This is a genomic window from Lysinibacillus sp. NPDC048646 (assembly GCF_050272295.1).
Lineage (GTDB): Bacteria > Bacillota > Bacilli > Bacillales_A > Planococcaceae > Lysinibacillus.
Genome location: NZ_JBNNLZ010000003.1, coordinates 37,772 through 54,153, shown reverse-complemented (window position 1 = coordinate 54,153; position 16,382 = coordinate 37,772). Strand labels below are relative to the sequence as shown.

Sequence of the window (16,382 nt, the reverse complement as noted above, 5' to 3'; positions counted from 1 at the left end):
CATGCGCTATATCGATGACTCAGTTGTCATGAAACGAATGACGAAGCGTATTACATTCAATAAAGTTTGGAAGACTTTGTTTTTCTTAGCCACTACATTTGCATTAGTGATGCTTGCTATTTTGCTATACCGCATAGTGACGCAAGGTATAGATTATTTAAACTTCAATTTCTTAACAAATTTCGCTTCACGATTTGCGGATAAAGCGGGAATCAAAGCGGCATTAGTCGGCTCACTTTGGCTGATGGGCGTTGTCGCACCCGTCTCAATCATTTTAGGTGTAGGTACCGCGATTTATTTAGAAGAATACGCAAAGAAAAATAGACTGAATGACTTTATTCGTATGAATATCTCAAACTTAGCGGGCGTACCTTCCATCGTTTTTGGTTTACTAGGGTTAACGATTTTTGTTCGTATGATGGAGTTAGGTAAAAGTATTTTAGCGGCAGGCTTTACGATGAGTTTACTAATTTTACCCGTTATTATAGTAGCTGCACAGGAAGCCATTCGTGCTGTGCCAAGTGAACAACGTGAAGCATCTTACGGTATGGGCGCGACAAAATGGCAAACAATTCTACGTGTCGTCCTTCCAGCAGCAATACCAGGAATTTTAACTGGAAGTATTTTAGCATTATCTCGTGCAATTGGTGAAACAGCGCCACTTGTGGTTATCGGAATTCCAGTTATTTTACAATTTTTACCTGATAATTTACTAAGTCAGTTTACGGCGCTACCAATGCAAATTTATGATTGGGCAAAACGTCCACAAGAGGCATTTCAATATGTAGCAGCGGCCGGTATTTTAGTGCTAATGACAGTGCTCTTACTGATGAACTCTATCGCGATCTTTATTCGAAATAAATTCCAAAAACGTTATTAATGAGGTGACCTTATGGTAATAGATTTTAAAGAGGAAAAATCAGTTGTCAAAACGATTCATACAGGCGCAAAGCCTTCTATAGATGTAGCAAAAAAAATGGTATATGATACACGCAATTTAAATTTATGGTACGGCGATCACCATGGTTTAAAGGATGTCAATTTAAGCATTTATGAAAACGAAGTAACAGCTATAATTGGTCCTTCTGGATGTGGGAAATCGACGTATTTAAAAACATTAAACAGAATGGTAGAGCTAGTACCAATCGTTCGTACATCTGGTGAAATTTTATATCGTGAGCGCAATATTTTGGATAAAAATTATACAGTAGAAGAATTAAGAACGCATGTAGGGATGGTCTTCCAAAAGCCAAACCCATTCCCAAAATCTATTTATGATAATATCGCATATGGCCCTCGTATACATGGTATTAAAAACAAAAAAATTCTGGATGAAATTGTTGAGAAATCATTACGTGGTGCGGCTATTTGGGATGAGGTTAAAGACCGTTTAAATCAAAATGCATATGGACTTTCCGGTGGGCAGCAGCAACGTATTTGTATCGCGCGTTGTTTAGCAATCGAGCCAGATGTCATTTTAATGGATGAGCCTACATCTGCACTTGATCCAATTTCTACGTTAAAGGTTGAGGAATTGGTACAAGAGCTGAAAAAAGATTATTCGATTATTATTGTCACACATAATATGCAACAAGCGGCTCGTATTTCAGATCGTACAGCATTTTTCCTAAGCGGAGAAGTTATTGAATACGACAAAACGGATGTGATTTTCCAAACACCTGCCGATCAACGTACAGAAGATTATATTTCAGGACGCTTTGGCTAAGGAGGAACGAAAGATGGTAGTGCGTGAACGCTTTGAGCAAGAGTTAAAAGAAATTCAGGGGCAATTTGTAGAGATAGCAAGTAGCAGTATTAATGCTTTAAAAATAGCTTTTGATGCGTTATTGGCGCAGGATTTAGAAAAGTCCTTAAAGGTTCTTGAAGATGATTTAGTCATTAATCGTCTAGAAGAAGAAATTAATGATCGTGTAATTTTAATGATTGCTAAGCAACAACCAGTAGCGACAGACTTACGCCGTCTAATGGTGTTAGTGAAAGCTGCGTCTGATATGGAAAGAGTTGGGGATTATGCGGTCAATATTGCCAAGGAGACAATTCGCCTCGGTAAAGAGCCCCTTATCTTTCCCACAACTAATTTACAGACAATGTGCAATAAAACGGTTGAAATGCTTGAAAGTATTATCAAAGCCTTTACGGAAGAAGATACTGTAAGTGCAAAAGAAATAGCCGAGCTTGATGATTATGTTGATGATTTATATGGGGCGACAGTGACCTTGTTACTACGAGCAGGTGCTGATAATCCATCGCATATTCACCAGATTACACATTTAACGTTTGTCTGCCGTTATTTAGAACGTTCAGCTGACCATGCAACAAATATTGCTGAGCACTTATTTTACTTAGTTAAAGGTAAACATTATGAATTGAATAATTAATGAAGAAGAGAAGGGCGGAAGCCATTCTCTTTTTTTGGGATGTGTTGCAAGTGCAGAAAAAATACTGAAATAACCGCAACATTGCCCTGCGTAGCAGCGTCAAATATTGCGCAGTAAATTGTATTGGCAAAAAACCAAATTGGTTATACTATAGACATTATCCAAAATTATGTGCCAAGGTGGTGCCGCTTTGTGAAAGATGCTGTAGAAACACTCATAAAGAAATTCGAACTTGATATCACAACTGAACAACGTGAATGCTTGTGTTTTTTATATGAACACTTACATCTTGAGGAGTTAAGTGACAGAGAGCAACATTTTTTTATTAACTATTTTTACAAGAGTGAGACACTACGAAATATGGCAGCATTTGCACTTGAGTTAGCTGATATCATGCATGAAATTCGAGAAAATATACCTGCTATTGAGCAGGCTGAACGGCTAGCGAATGGAAAAGAGCAACGCTTGTATTATGAACGAAAATGGCAGGAGACAAAGCGGCAACAACTGAAGCATCATACGACTAAAAAAGGGAATATCTTCTACGTCCCGTTTGCTGAATATAAAAAAGAGCTTGGACCAATGATTGTTTGTCTTGAACAATCAACAGGAATGGTGGCCTATTCCGAGCTTTGCAAAAGTATGATTTTACCGTTATTTACGACTGCACATCGTGAAAAGCGAGATTTATATATCGTGCCGTTTGATCGCCAAATTCATGTCCATTATCGATTTGAAAATGGACATTTAAATTTATCTGATTTTAAGGATTTTATAGAATATAAGGCAAAAGGCGAAGCTGCCATCTTACCTGTGTTACAGTTTGTGAAAGGATTACTAAAAGAAAATCAGCAATGTACAGAAGCAGATATTATTATATTCACCGAAGGTAATCCCATTGATGGTCAATATTTATTAGGAAAGCGTACGAAAGCAATGTTAGAAGAAATGAAGCATATCTATCATGCTGAGTTTTCTGTAATTGCTATGCATGAGCAAAATTTTAACGAGCAACAATTTTGGTTTGCCGAAAAAACTTTTTTTGCGGATGATGCTATTCAATAAACACATGGAGCTGACCAGTTGGATTTTGGTCGGCTTATTTTATGTACATAGGTAAAAAGGAGAATTATATGGATTCATTGAAATTGTTATTACCAAATGTGACAGCACCTTCATGGGCGGAAATTTTGATTGCAATTGCCTTGTGGCTAATTGGCTGGTTATTCCAACATTTCGTGCTGAAGAAAATCATTACGAGCAGTGTCGCGTTTTTGAAAAAAAGACAACGTTCCTTTCAAGCAACGGTACTGGAACAATTTAATAAAGCGATACGCTATGCATTTATGTCAGCGGTTATTGTTCTTAGCTTATCGCTGTTTCTAGATGTGGTGGCAACGAAAAACTTTGTTTTGTCCATTATGGTGTTTTTTGCCTTTAAAGGTGTATACGATGTATTACATTATTATACAAAAGAACCCTTGTCTATCAATAATGACGGGGAGCAAAATGTACTGTTGCCCTTTTTCCTACGTATTGGTAAAGTGCTCATCATGATTTTAGCTATGTTTACCATCGCTTCTTTTTGGGATTTTAACTTGAATGGCTTTTTAACGGGAATTGGCTTGACAGGTGTAGCCATTGCATTTGGGATTCGTGATACATTGGCCCATGTTTTTGGTGGGATGTCTGTTGCACTCGACAACCCGTTTCAAATTGGCGATTGGGTAACCACAGAAGATCAAAAGATTGAAGGAATCATTGAGGATATTAACCTACGTAGTACACTTATTCAAACAGGCGATAAAGGGCTAGTTTATGTACCAAACTCCTATTTAGTAAATCGCCCACTTTATAATTTAACGCAACGTGAAAAACGAAAATGTGAACAATTTCTTTATGTAGCACTTGAAAACGAAGAAGAAAAACTACGTAGTGCATTCAGTATGATTCATCAGCAAATTTATTTACATGAGGATACGGAAAAAGATTTGATTCATGTATTTATTGATGAGTTTCGACCAGCTTCATACCGTGTTCTGGTGCGATTTTATGTGGCCACAAACGATACGGGTGTTTTGTTAAGTGTAAGACAGGATATACTATTTGCTATTCGACAAATTTTGATAGATTATGATGTTGTACTAGCAGAGCAAACAGGTGATTATTGGCTTCATAACGAAAAATAATTTGAATTGTTAGACTCTTTGATTTACAATAGACACTAACAATCAGCTTTGATGAAGAGTAGTAGCTATTATATTTTGTTTCAGAGAGCTAGCGGTTGGTGAGAGCTAGTACAAATGAATGGTGAATGGACTTCGGAGCTCTAATCCTGAAAGAATTAGTATGGATTAGCGTTTGCCTACGTTACAAGGCTTTGAGTGGGTCTTAATGAGACCAATGAAGGTGGCACCACGGCTTTTCCGTCCTTTTGTGATGGAAAGGCCTTTTTATATGCATTCGCAAATGTTTTTTGTGGAGGAAGCGAAGCGGCAGCCATAGAAGACAGCCACCTGTATTGGTGGCGAGATGAATGCGATAGTCTTTTTTCAGTGAGCGTTCAAACACTGACTGAATAAAGATAAAGTCTCCGGCGGATGCCACGGATTTTGAAGGGAATCAAGGTAGGATGATCATCTAACTTCATCACAGCCATGAGATAGTGACTAACTGACCTGCATCATGCAGGCCAAAGTACAATTCAAAATTCGTACGCAATTTTGCTGAGGCGTAAATGATATTGAATTTTTGGTGCAGTAGAGCAGAGCATAGTATAGCGAAGGAGAGACAGAGTATGACAGTAGAGCTTAGGAAATTTGCCATGAAGGTATTACAAGGTGATATGATGACGCCGATTTCGGTGTATCAATCGCTAGCAGGAAAACATAAGATGCTATTCGAATCGTCGGCTAAGCACGAGGAAAGTGGGCGATATTCCTTTATCGCCGTCAATCCAATAGCTGAACTTATTGGGGATAAAAATGGCTACACATTTACGAAAGACAAGGATATGGAAAAGTCAAGCGGTAATGTACTTGTTAAATTAAAGCAGATGATGCCTTTCCATGAGACAGACTATCCATTTGCCTTTTTCGGAGGCGCAATTGGCTTCTTTGGTTACGAAACAGCGTTTTATGCTGAGAAAATCGGTGAATATTTACATGATGATTTAGCTATGCCAGATGTACATGTTTTTTTCTATGATACGTTTATCGTCTTCGATCATTTAAAGCAGGAGGTTACGTTAGCAGCTATCGATTTATTTGAAGAGGGGCGCTCGCTAACAATGATGGATGAGGCTATTAAAGAGATGGAGGCGCAGCTTTATGCTGGGACAACGTTTGAAGAGATGGAGCTAGGAACGTTAAATTTTCAACCCATGATACCAAGAGAAGAATTTGTTGACATGGTAGAACGTGCCAAACAGCATATTATAAAGGGTGACATTTTTCAAATCGTATTATCTCAGCGTTTTTCATCACGATATACTGGCAGTCCCTTTGCATTATACCGTCAGTTGAGAACATCAAATCCATCACCGTATATGTTTTATATGGATTATGGAGCGTATATAATTTTAGGCACTTCTCCTGAAAGTCTAGTAAAGGTTAAAGATCGAAAGGTAACAACGAATCCCATTGCAGGTACGAAGTCACGTGGTAAAACACTTGAGCAAGATGAGGCAATGGCTGAGAGCTTACGTAACGACGAAAAGGAAATTGCAGAGCACCGTATGTTGGTAGATTTAGGTCGTAACGATATTGGGCGTATATCAAAAGTAGGTTCAGTGAAGTTGGCTAAATATATGAACATTGAGCGTTATAAACATGTTATGCATATTGTATCAGAGGTCATCGGCGAACTACGCGATGAGGTGCATGTATTGGATGTGCTGCGTGCGTGCTTGCCAGCGGGTACAGTATCAGGAGCGCCGAAAATTCGTGCTATGCAGCTAATTAATGAGATGGAACCGGTGAAGCGTGGAGTTTATGCAGGAGCAGTTGGCTATATTTCTTCAACAGGGGATATGGATTTAGCCCTTGCAATTCGGACAATGATTATCAAAGATGACCGTGCGCATGTACAGGCGGGAGCTGGTATTGTATATGATTCGGTTCCTTTATCAGAATATGAAGAAACACTCAATAAAGCTCGTGCGCTACTGGAGGTAAAAAAATGATTTTATTGATCGATAACTATGATTCATTCACATATAATTTATATCAGCAGGTAAGTATGTTAGGAAAAGAAGTGAAGGTAGTACGTAACGATGAACTAACGATTGCAGCGATAAAGGAATTGCAGCCAGAGGCGATTATTTTATCTCCTGGTCCAGGTACACCAGATGAAGCAGGGATTACGGTGGATGTGGTGAAAGAGCTATATACGGAGTTTCCGATTTTAGGGATTTGTCTAGGACATCAATCGATTGGGCAGGCGTTTGGCGGGAACATCGTGCAAGCAAAAAATATTATGCATGGAAAGCTGTCTTCTTTGCGATACAGCAAAACAGGTTTATTTGCTCATTTAGACGGTGAACTTGAAGTGATGCGCTATCACTCGTTAATTATTGAGCCGAGTTCTTTACATGAGGATTTTATCATAACGGCAACCTCAAGTGATGATGCTGAAATTATGGCGATTCAGCACAGGCAATATCCGTTATTCGGGTTACAATTCCATCCAGAATCAATCGGCACAAAAGAGGGCAGTGAAATGGTGCTAGCCTTTCTAGAACAAGTACAAATGGTATAAAAGAAGGCTGTTACAAAAGTCAGTTGTTTCTGATTTTTGTTAACAGCCTTCTTTCAATAGATTATAAGTTGGGACTTATTGCTTCTTTCCGGTAATAAGTTTAGCAATTTCCTCTAATGACATCGAAGCGTTTACTTCGTAAGCGCCAATTTGTAAGCTGCGAGCATATTTAGCATTTGCCAGAAGGAGCTCCATTTCTACGCTATTCGGAATAATACCACCATCTTCAAGTTTCTGTGCCACGATATATGGGGTAATACCACTATATATTTGAAGCGTCATCGTAGTTGCATCTGTTGGGACATCTGTCTCAGTGTCAACTTCGTTTGTTTCTTCAGGCGTATGATCGTCTTGTGTATTTTTAGCAGCAGCCTGCTGCGTGGCCTGTTCTTTTAACGAGGCAAGTTCTTTCTTTGCGTTAGCTAATTTCTTTTGTAATGCCTCTACATCCTTGTCCGTAGAGGAGGTTACAGTGGGTAAGCCAATATTGACATCAAAACGATCTGCTAATGCAAGCAATGCCCCGATTAGAAAAAGTGCGATGCCAAATGCACGGATAGCGGAGTTATTCATAATTACCGACCTCCGTTTGCAATCACTTGTCGAACTTGCTCTTCTGTTAAATTTGAACGAATACTAATATCAGTTATAGAAAGGCCTTGCTTATTGAGTTCAAGTACCTGACTAATAATGATTTGGTGAATAGGCTTCGTTTGTTGGGGCGTTTGAGCTGACTTTGTCGCTTGAGCTGCTTGTTGAACAGCGTGCATAACCTGTTGCATTTTCGGATTTTGTATCGATTGATTTTGCGTTACAGGTGATTTCACCTGAAATTCTGGCTCTAGAAGAAGCTCCTCTTCAACAATTTTCAAGCGACGTTTCAAATTATTTGTTTCTTGAAAAATAGAGATAGATAACTCTTCTACATCTTGTTCGACTTTTTTCGCAGTATTTTTGAAAAAGAACGATACAACTATAAGAACGATACCAGCAATCATAAGTATGATGGATAAATCCAATAGTTTCACCTCATTAAATTATGTAATTATAAGGTATTTTACCACATGCAAACTTAATATGAAATGAAGGTAGATTTTTTTTCAGTTTATGGTATAATGGGTTAGTCGTATAAATCATGCTCAAATTTTAATTCTTGATATAGAGTGGGAGGGTTAATGATGCGCGTAAACATTACTTTAGCTTGCACAGATTGCGGCGAACGTAACTACATTTCAAAAAAGAACAAGCGTAACAATCCAGAGCGTCTTGAACTTAAAAAATATTGCTCTCGCGAGAAGAAGTACACTCTTCACCGTGAAACAAAGTAATCGCTCATTTAGCCAAAACCACATGTGGTTTTGGCTTTCTACATTCTAATAGGAGGTAGCCTCGTATGGATAAAACAATTTTACGAAATGAAGTGCACGAATCCCTTGCTAAAATGACTGCAACTGCATATCGCGACCAATCATTTTTAGTGGCTAAAAAAGTGTTACAGGAAACATATATAATAGAAGCAAAGACGATTGGTATTACGATATCCAATAAGCCAGAGGTCGATACAATTCATTTAATTGAAGCGCTATGGCAACTTGGCAAAAAGATTGCTGTTCCTAAATGTAACCCGAAAACGAGAGAAATGTCGTTTTATGTCATAGAATCGTTCGCTCAGCTAGAAACTGTTTATATGCATTTGCGTGAGCCAATTCCGGAACTCTCTGAATTTGTTGACGCAAATGAAATGGATGTCATACTTGTTCCAGGAGTTGTGTTTGACATACATGGCTATCGTGTAGGCTATGGTGGTGGTTATTATGATCGCTATTTAGTAAACTATACAAAGGGTAAGCTCATGTCGCTGCTTTTCGATGAACAGCTACGTGAAAATGTCCCAAAAGAGACACATGATTGTCCGGTGGATATCATTGTGACACCTACAAATCGTATTAACTGTGTAGCACAACGAGGAGCGAATTAAAAATGGATAAAATGTTAGATATTTATGAATTATTGAAAACATATGGCACTTATATTTATACACGTGATCCAATTGGTGATTTAATGTTAATGGAAGATGAAATTCGCGAGTTATATAAGTCTAATGTGCTAGATATTAAAGATTATCAAATGGCTTTATTATTGATTCGACAAGAAACAACAAGACTTCGGGTTGAACAAAATAAACAATAGTGTTTTAATTGTGAATGATTTGGGTATGGTAAAAATATTGTAATATGTATGTAATATTCTCAGAAACAGTGGTTTCCCACTGTTTTTATGTTTTTACGAAACTTTTTACAATGAGAAACGTATATATTAAGTATCCCGAGCATATAAGAGCATGAGCGGAAATGTTTTCCAAAAATATATCTGTTGCTTATCTGTGAAAAAAGGATTAAGATATATTTTGTTTCAGTAACAATTTAGTTAAATTTATTATTTTTTTGTGTAAGGAATAGGAGAGGATGTTAGGAATGAAATCATTAAAGTGGCCTAAACATTCATTTATGATACTAGCAGTCGTAGCAACTTGGATAAAAACGGTCATTGTTTACCACACAAGCTTTGAGATGAAAATTGAAAATGCAATGCAACAATTTATTTTGTTTATTAACCCGCTAAGTTTTTTACTGTTTACTTATGGTTTATCGTTATTCTTTAAATCACCGAAAGCAAAAAATCGTTATATTCTTATTGTCAGTGTTATTTTATCAATAGTCTTATATGGGAACGTTGCTTTCTATCGTTTCTACAATGACTTTATTACATTACCGGTATTATTCCAGACAAGTAACTTTAGTGATCTAGGAACATCGGCAGCAGCCATTATTAACCCTTGGGATTTATTGTACTTTACGGATGTATTTATTTTAATACTTGCAAATAAATACTTACCAAGAATGAAGGCAGCAGTAAAAGTTAACGTTGAATTCCGTCGTGCATTCTTCGTATTAGCAATTGCAATGACTTTCTTAAACTTAGGTTTAGCGGAAACAGAGCGTCCACAACTTTTAACACGTAGCTTTGACCGTGAATTACTTGTGAAAAATATCGGTACGTACAACTACCATTTGTATGATATTTATATTCAGTCAAAATCTTCTGCACAACGCGCATTAGCGGATGGCAGTGAATTAGTAGAAGTGAATAACTATATTCGATCAAATCAGGCAGCTATCAATAAAGATATGTTTGGAAAATACAAGGATCGTAATCTTATTGTTGTATCACTTGAGTCTTTACAAAACTTTGTGATTAATAATGATATGGACGGTCATGAAATTACACCGTTCTTAAACTCTTTAACAAAAGACCCAGACACGTATTATTTCAGTAATTTCTACCACCAAACAGGTCTAGGGAAAACATCTGACTCAGAATTTATTGTTGAAAACTCATTATTTGGCCTTGGTCGTGGTGCAGTGTTCTTCACACATGGTGGTAACACGTATAACTCAATGGCTGAACGTCTTGGGGAAAATGGTTACTTTACAAACGTTATGCACCCGAACAACAAATCGTTCTGGAATCGTGACATGATGTACAAATCATTAAAAATCAATAAATTTTATGATGTAGACTCATATAAAGTAGAAGAAGGGCAAGCAGTCAACTGGGGTATGAAAGATATTCCATTCTTTGACCAATCTGCTGCATTAATGAAAGACATGCCACAGCCATTCTACTCTCGTTTAATTACGTTAACGAACCACTATCCATTCACATTGGATCCAGATGATGTAATGATTCCTGAATATACTTCGAACTCAGGTACATTAAATCGTTACTTCCAAACAGTTCGTTACATGGACGAAGGTATTAAAGACTTTTTCCAAGCATTAAAAGATCAAGATGTCTATGATAACTCAATTATCGTTATGTACGGCGACCATTATGGTATTTCTGAAAACCATAACAAAGCAATGGCACAGTACTTAGGTAAAGATAGCATTACAGCTTATGATAATGCCTTGTTACAAGAAGTACCTTTATTCGTCCATATTCCTGGTTCTGGTGAAGGTAAAGAAATGCAGGAGGTAGCTGGTCAATTGGATTTACGTCCAACGATTTTACACCTTCTAGGAGTTGAAACGTCAAAAGATATGCAAATAGGTGCAGATTTATTCTCTCCTGAGCATGAGGATTTTGTTATTTTCCGTGACGGTCGTTTTGTAACTGACAAATATGTCTATGCTGGAGAAGCTTGCTACGACAAAGCAACAGGTGAGCAAATCGATGGTGAGCCATGTCAGCCTTATGCTGATCGTGCAACGATTGAATTAGAAAACTCTGATGCCATTATTAATGGAGACTTACTCCGTTTCTATGATGAAAAGACGGGCAACTTAAAGCAAGACGCAGTGAAATAAAGTGAAACTTCCATCAGTGGGGCTTTCTTCATCCCTACAATAAATAGAGGAACACAAGCTAAAACCTTCACATCCTGTGAAAAAGCTTGTGTGACCAACATCCTGTTGCTGGCGCTTCGCTTTCGCACAAAAAACATCTGTCGCTGCCGCTTCGCTTTCGCACATAAAACATCCTGTTGCCCCGAACCAATCGGGCTATTACGGTCAGTTAGATCGCCCACCTCAACTTTTAACTTGAGGTGGGCGGCTTGTACCTGACGCTTCGCTTTCGGAACAGATAAATTACTGACCGTTAATGCGGGATAAAAAAAAGAGATCTCCTTGTGAGGTCTCTTTTTTTATATAGCCATTTAATTAATGCTGAATATTCGAGTTTGCGGCTTTCTAATACTTATAGAGGGCTAAATACTACAATATGATGGCTGAGAGAGCGCTGGCTCATAAAATAGAGGCAGGGACAGAATGGAAATCAATTTCAAGCTCTTGTGATGAGCAGGTTAACTCCCACGACAACTAAAGAGTAGATAGCAATTTATCTAATTGCTTTTGATTGACTTGACCTTTTATCGTGTACTTTAGTATGCCCTCAGCATTAATAATAAAAGTTGTTGGAAAAGCCATTACTTCTAATGATTTACCTAGCGATCTATCTAAATCTAGAAATATAGGGAAACTTAAATTATACAATTCCTTAAATTTAATGGCGTTTTCACGGCTGTCTGATGAAGTTGCATTTATTGCTAATAACTCAACATTATCAGGTTTTTTGTCATAAAAGTCCTTTAAGTCTGGCGCTTCTTCTTGACAAGGGCCGCACCAAGAAGCCCAAAAGTTAATGATGAGGATCTTCCCTTTATATTCTTCCAATGTTGTCGTTGATTCATCTAATTGTGTCAATTTCGTGTCAAAGACGATTTGTTTGGTCCCATCTTCTTTATCAACGATCAAATTTATTGCTGCTTCCTTAGAAATTTCATTTTTCACAGCAATCCCAATGAGTGAAATGATCAATAACACTGAAAATATCATAAAAATAATTTTCTTACGCTGCATGAGAATCTCCTTAATACGGTACTATTTGTGATAAAGTGGATACTAAAAAATATACTATTTTTCTATATATTTACTTCTATTATACCTCAAATGAAAAGAGGTAACAGTAACTATTTTTTTACAAGGTACCGATGTATAACAGGACAAATTTCTGCAATTTGCACGATGTTAACTTGATTCGATACGTAGATAACAACGCTTTATTAAAAGGAGGGAAAGACATAGAAAAAGAGCAGCCTCTCATGAGACTGCTCTTTACTCTGTCTAAATCTTAGTGTAATGTTGGTGGGTATCCGCTATGGATAACTGTCATGATTGTGAACCAACCAAATACAGCTGCACTTAATAAGTTGAAAACAACGCTTAATAGGTTCTTTTCTTTAATTGCTTGGAATGTACCAACGACTGCTAAGATCGCTACTAGACCAAAAATAACCATTAATAAGTTCATTAAAAAGACACTCCTTTCGACATCAGAAAATGAATGTCGTAAACAATATTCCTACTTAATTGTAAACGTTCTACCTTTGTTTGTCGAGAACTAATATAGCGGAAACTATGAACTTTTATCGTCAAATTGTGGCAATGAATGTATAATATGAAGTTGAGGTGATGAGGATGATGAACGTACGAAGCTATTCGCTTGGTCCAGTGCAAACGAATTGTTATATCGTATCGAATAAAGACAAAGAATGTTTAATCTTTGATCCAGGCGAGGAAGCAGGACGTATTATAAAGGTTATACGAAGTAATGGACTTAAACCGCTAGGCATTTTTTTAACACATGCGCATTTTGATCATATTGGTGCAGTAGATACAGTAAGAGAGACTTTTGCACTTCCAGTATGGATTCATGAAAAAGAAGTTAGCTGGTTAAGTGACCCAACTAAAAATGGCTCGAGTAAATATGCAGCGCTGCCGAATTATAATGTCGCAGCACCAGCTGAAGAAAATATTATTAAGAAAGAACAACAATTTGACATAAGCAATTTTGTTTTTAAAGCTATTTTTACACCAGGTCACTCACCAGGTAGTATTTCATATATATTTGAAAATGATGGATTTGCAATTGTTGGAGACACATTATTTGAGCAAGGTGTTGGTCGAACAGATTTACTTGGTGGTTCGACAAAGGTATTGCTGGTATCGATTCATGATAAACTATTAACGCTACCAGAGGATACCATTATTTATCCAGGTCATGGTAATTATACGACAGTTGGGGCTGAGATGGAAACAAATCCATTTTTAAATGGCTTTTAAAAATTATTAGTCTGTATAAATTGTAAAATTATACAATCACATGCATTTATGATAAAATAGAACTAGGTGATGTGAATGGAATTAATACTACTACTGTCGTTGATTACTGATTTTAGTTACTTAGTTCAACATAGTCCATTTATTAAGGTATACATCTTTACCATTTTTGATAAAATTTCTGCCATCTATACTAAACTTGATGTAACGATTGATTTAACTGTTAATGTTAATTTCGAAAATAGGATTTATCTATCTCGTATATTTCTTAATAAATGGTTGAGAAAAGTAATTTACAGTAAGTCCGATAATGACGAAGAATTAATATCCCTTTTATAACAAACAATTATAAAAGGAGAGATATTAATTAATGTTTGAATTTTTATTAACACAACCAATGACAAATTTGTTAGATGTTTTCTTTAACTTTACAGGTAGCTACGTATTAGCTATAGTCCTTTTAACCGTTGTGATACGCTTAATGCTGATGTACCCTAATTATAAATCCTTTAAATCCCAACTAGCTGTTACTCAAACTACACAAGGAAATAAAGGTCACTTAATAGAACTACAATCAAAATTAAGCAAAGCTAAAACAGAAGAAGAACGTAAACAATATCAAGTACAAATCTCTCAAATAGTTATGGAAAACTTTTCAGGAATGAAAAGTGGTTGTTTAACAGCGCTCATTCAATTTCCGATTTTAACCGGATTGTACTATACCATTTCAAAAAGTAATTCCATCAAACATGAGGATTTATTATGGTTTAATCTAGGTTCTACGGATAGTTTTATGGCCATTATTGCAGGTTTAGCGATGATGATTCAAATTTATTTGTCATTTAAGCAATCGGACAATAGTAATCCACAAATGAAAATGCTGATGTTCGTGATGCCTGTTATGGTAGTCCTATCTTCAATTTTCATGCCTTCTGCCATTCCGTTCTATTGGACCGTGTCATCTATTTGGATGATTTTACAGACTTTTGTATTCAATAAATTTAAACCTACATTAACTTAATAATATGCAAAAATCCCCCAAACGTTTCATATAGGTTTAATAGCAAACGAACCTAATTGATGGTGAAGGGGGATTTTTTCTATGTTTTTATGCGACCAACTGCAAAGAAATGTAGATTTATCACGTATTTATGTATCAATTTCTGCTCTTATCGAACAGATTTCCTAAATTAACAAAAAAAGCGTGTCTCACATATTTATGAGACACACTATTTTCTCTGTATTAATGTCCCGCACCAGGTACGTGAATGAATGTTGTATAGTACGTGAAGCCAGCGAAGAATACAGTTAAATATGCTCCGAAAATGTACATGTACATACGTTCTGAAAGGTTTAAGAAGCCTAATAATAAGAATAAACCTGTATTACCTACGAATAATAGCGATACTTCGTTCATACCACCAAGGTAGAACATAACTGCAAATATACCTGTCCAGAATGCCATAACTTTATACATATTATCCATGAAATTTCCCCTCCTTTTGCCCACGACACAATAATCTCTTACTCATTATAAATGATATGAAAGGTGTCTGTAAACTGGAACTTCTTCTTCTTTGTGACAAACAATTGGATTTTTGATTTAGCTTTCGATTTCTGTCACGTTTATTTCATATTTACATAAATCGCAGTTATGTACCATGCTTTCAATTTGGACAAATTCATTACTTGAAAATAGGGCATCTAACTGTCCTTTTAAATAAGATTCATGTAAAGTACAAACAATTTCTGAATGGTTATTAAGCTGCTCTTGGAATGGACAATTAAAAATGGAGAAGATCACTTTTTTTCCATGTTCTGTTTGCTGTATTTGTGGCACATAACCGATTAATGCAGCGTTATCTGTTAGCAATTGGAGCTTTTGTTCAAAGGAAAATGTATTATTCAATGTTAATTCAGCGGTTACATAATTTTTCATTTGCTGGAAGCCATCTTGATAACTAATGTCTTGGCATTTTGCCAATGCAGGTTCACCTAATTCTTGAATCAGTTGAATGCACCATTTTAACAGGCGATCTTCATCACGGCGGGGAAATGTAAGGGATACACCTTTTTTCGAGGCCTTATAAACACGTCCAGGGCGACCGCCTTTACCGGTTTTGGCAAAATCGGCTGAAATAATATTGATTTCAGATAGCTTCGTTAAATGAAGGCGTGCAACATTTGGATGTATGCCAAATTGATCAGCGATATTTTGTACGGTTACTGTTTTTTTCTCTTTTAGGATGTACTCATAGATAGAGTATCTTGTTTCATCGGCTAATGTACTAGTAATTTTTAATGGATGGATCATTTGTTTCACCTCAATATTGTTTTTTTGAATATGTTGTTAAAATTTAGCTAGGAAAAAATTATGTTGATTCTATTATATTGTATTATTGAAAAAGTTACAGTTCCTTTCAACATAAATATTAACTTTAGCATATAGTTATATTCATTTTTAGTGAAAATTTGCAAGTTATCCACAATTTTTTAGCAAAAACCACATTCCATAGTAAAATTTATAGCAAAAATTTTTTTT

19 protein-coding genes and 1 other annotated feature are annotated in these 16,382 nt (G+C 36.4%); of the genes, 13 read left to right on the top strand and 6 right to left on the bottom strand.

Annotated elements, in window-relative coordinates; genetic code table 11:
• Nucleotide 1 precedes the first annotated feature (1 nt).
• The 7 genes from pstA to ACQKII_RS04790 all read left to right on the top strand — a co-directional run bounded on the left by pstA (nucleotide 2) and on the right by ACQKII_RS04790 (nucleotide 7,157).
• Complete coding sequence (pstA, locus tag ACQKII_RS04820; protein ID WP_143995312.1) at nucleotides 2-880, top strand: phosphate ABC transporter permease PstA; 879 nt, start codon at nucleotides 2-4, stop codon at nucleotides 878-880.
• Nucleotides 881-934: 54 nt separating this feature from the next.
• A complete protein-coding gene (pstB, locus tag ACQKII_RS04815; protein ID WP_427457449.1) occupies nucleotides 935-1,726 on the top strand; it encodes a phosphate ABC transporter ATP-binding protein PstB in 792 nt (263 codons plus the stop codon).
• 13 nt (nucleotides 1,727-1,739) lie between these two features.
• A complete protein-coding gene (gene phoU, locus ACQKII_RS04810; protein WP_427456869.1) occupies nucleotides 1,740-2,399 on the top strand; it encodes a phosphate signaling complex protein PhoU in 660 nt (219 codons plus the stop codon).
• A 192-nt stretch (nucleotides 2,400-2,591) separates the two neighbouring features.
• Complete coding sequence (locus ACQKII_RS04805; RefSeq protein WP_427456867.1) at nucleotides 2,592-3,464, top strand: hypothetical protein; 873 nt, start codon at nucleotides 2,592-2,594, stop codon at nucleotides 3,462-3,464.
• Between the two features lie 68 nt (nucleotides 3,465-3,532).
• A complete protein-coding gene (locus ACQKII_RS04800) occupies nucleotides 3,533-4,588 on the top strand; it encodes a mechanosensitive ion channel family protein (RefSeq protein ID WP_427456865.1) in 1,056 nt (351 codons plus the stop codon).
• A gap of 39 nt (nucleotides 4,589-4,627) precedes the next feature.
• Nucleotides 4,628-4,836, top strand: a binding site (T-box leader).
• 360 nt (nucleotides 4,837-5,196) lie between these two features.
• Entirely contained in the window at nucleotides 5,197-6,582 is a 1,386-nt protein-coding gene (gene trpE / locus ACQKII_RS04795) for an anthranilate synthase component I (RefSeq protein WP_427456863.1), read from the top strand.
• Nucleotides 6,579-7,157, top strand: coding sequence for an anthranilate synthase component II (locus ACQKII_RS04790; protein ID WP_427456861.1), 579 nt, complete (start codon nucleotides 6,579-6,581; stop codon nucleotides 7,155-7,157). The genes trpE and ACQKII_RS04790 overlap by 4 nt, the downstream gene beginning before the upstream one ends.
• A gap of 75 nt (nucleotides 7,158-7,232) precedes the next feature.
• On the opposite strand, the gene ACQKII_RS04785 is transcribed toward ACQKII_RS04790, so the two are convergent.
• The gene (locus tag ACQKII_RS04785) at nucleotides 7,233-7,730 is read right to left on the bottom strand and encodes a hypothetical protein (protein WP_427456859.1); all 498 of its coding nucleotides are present in this window, start codon (nucleotides 7,728-7,730) and stop codon (nucleotides 7,233-7,235) included.
• A 2-nt stretch (nucleotides 7,731-7,732) separates the two neighbouring features.
• A complete protein-coding gene (locus tag ACQKII_RS04780) occupies nucleotides 7,733-8,185 on the bottom strand; it encodes a hypothetical protein (protein ID WP_427456857.1) in 453 nt (150 codons plus the stop codon).
• A 150-nt stretch (nucleotides 8,186-8,335) separates the two neighbouring features.
• Between ACQKII_RS04780 and rpmG the strand changes: the two genes are divergently transcribed.
• From rpmG to ACQKII_RS04760, 4 genes are all read left to right on the top strand, one after another.
• Nucleotides 8,336-8,485 (top strand): 50S ribosomal protein L33, encoded by a 150-nt coding sequence (gene rpmG, locus ACQKII_RS04775; protein ID WP_008408521.1) that lies wholly within the window; start codon nucleotides 8,336-8,338, stop codon nucleotides 8,483-8,485.
• 65 nt (nucleotides 8,486-8,550) lie between these two features.
• On the top strand, nucleotides 8,551-9,135 hold the full coding sequence (locus ACQKII_RS04770; RefSeq protein WP_427456855.1) for a 5-formyltetrahydrofolate cyclo-ligase: 585 nt from the start codon (nucleotides 8,551-8,553) through the stop codon (nucleotides 9,133-9,135).
• A 2-nt stretch (nucleotides 9,136-9,137) separates the two neighbouring features.
• The gene (locus ACQKII_RS04765; RefSeq protein WP_143995301.1) at nucleotides 9,138-9,347 is read left to right on the top strand and encodes a YqgQ family protein; all 210 of its coding nucleotides are present in this window, start codon (nucleotides 9,138-9,140) and stop codon (nucleotides 9,345-9,347) included.
• Nucleotides 9,348-9,631: 284 nt separating this feature from the next.
• A complete protein-coding gene (locus tag ACQKII_RS04760) occupies nucleotides 9,632-11,527 on the top strand; it encodes an LTA synthase family protein (protein WP_427456853.1) in 1,896 nt (631 codons plus the stop codon).
• Between the two features lie 513 nt (nucleotides 11,528-12,040).
• Here the strand turns inward: ACQKII_RS04760 and ACQKII_RS04755 are convergent.
• Together ACQKII_RS04755 and ACQKII_RS04750 are read right to left on the bottom strand one after the other, a co-directional pair.
• On the bottom strand, nucleotides 12,041-12,580 hold the full coding sequence (locus tag ACQKII_RS04755; protein ID WP_427456851.1) for a TlpA disulfide reductase family protein: 540 nt from the start codon (nucleotides 12,578-12,580) through the stop codon (nucleotides 12,041-12,043).
• Between the two features lie 271 nt (nucleotides 12,581-12,851).
• Nucleotides 12,852-13,031 carry a DUF2759 domain-containing protein gene (locus ACQKII_RS04750; protein ID WP_010859823.1) on the bottom strand — a complete coding sequence of 60 codons (180 nt, stop codon included), beginning with the start codon at nucleotides 13,029-13,031 and terminating at the stop codon, nucleotides 12,852-12,854.
• Nucleotides 13,032-13,198: 167 nt separating this feature from the next.
• Here ACQKII_RS04750 and ACQKII_RS04745 point away from each other — a divergent pair, with 167 nt between their 5' ends.
• Nucleotides 13,199-13,843 (top strand): MBL fold metallo-hydrolase, encoded by a 645-nt coding sequence (locus ACQKII_RS04745; protein WP_427456849.1) that lies wholly within the window; start codon nucleotides 13,199-13,201, stop codon nucleotides 13,841-13,843.
• 367 nt (nucleotides 13,844-14,210) lie between these two features.
• On the top strand, nucleotides 14,211-14,861 hold the full coding sequence (locus ACQKII_RS04740) for a YidC/Oxa1 family membrane protein insertase (protein WP_427456847.1): 651 nt from the start codon (nucleotides 14,211-14,213) through the stop codon (nucleotides 14,859-14,861).
• Nucleotides 14,862-15,083: 222 nt separating this feature from the next.
• On the opposite strand, the gene ACQKII_RS04735 is transcribed toward ACQKII_RS04740, so the two are convergent.
• Nucleotides 15,084-15,326 (bottom strand): DUF2626 family protein, encoded by a 243-nt coding sequence (locus ACQKII_RS04735; protein WP_010859821.1) that lies wholly within the window; start codon nucleotides 15,324-15,326, stop codon nucleotides 15,084-15,086.
• A 117-nt stretch (nucleotides 15,327-15,443) separates the two neighbouring features.
• Nucleotides 15,444-16,154 (bottom strand): helix-turn-helix transcriptional regulator, encoded by a 711-nt coding sequence (locus tag ACQKII_RS04730; protein ID WP_427456845.1) that lies wholly within the window; start codon nucleotides 16,152-16,154, stop codon nucleotides 15,444-15,446.
• Nucleotides 16,155-16,382 lie beyond the last annotated feature (228 nt).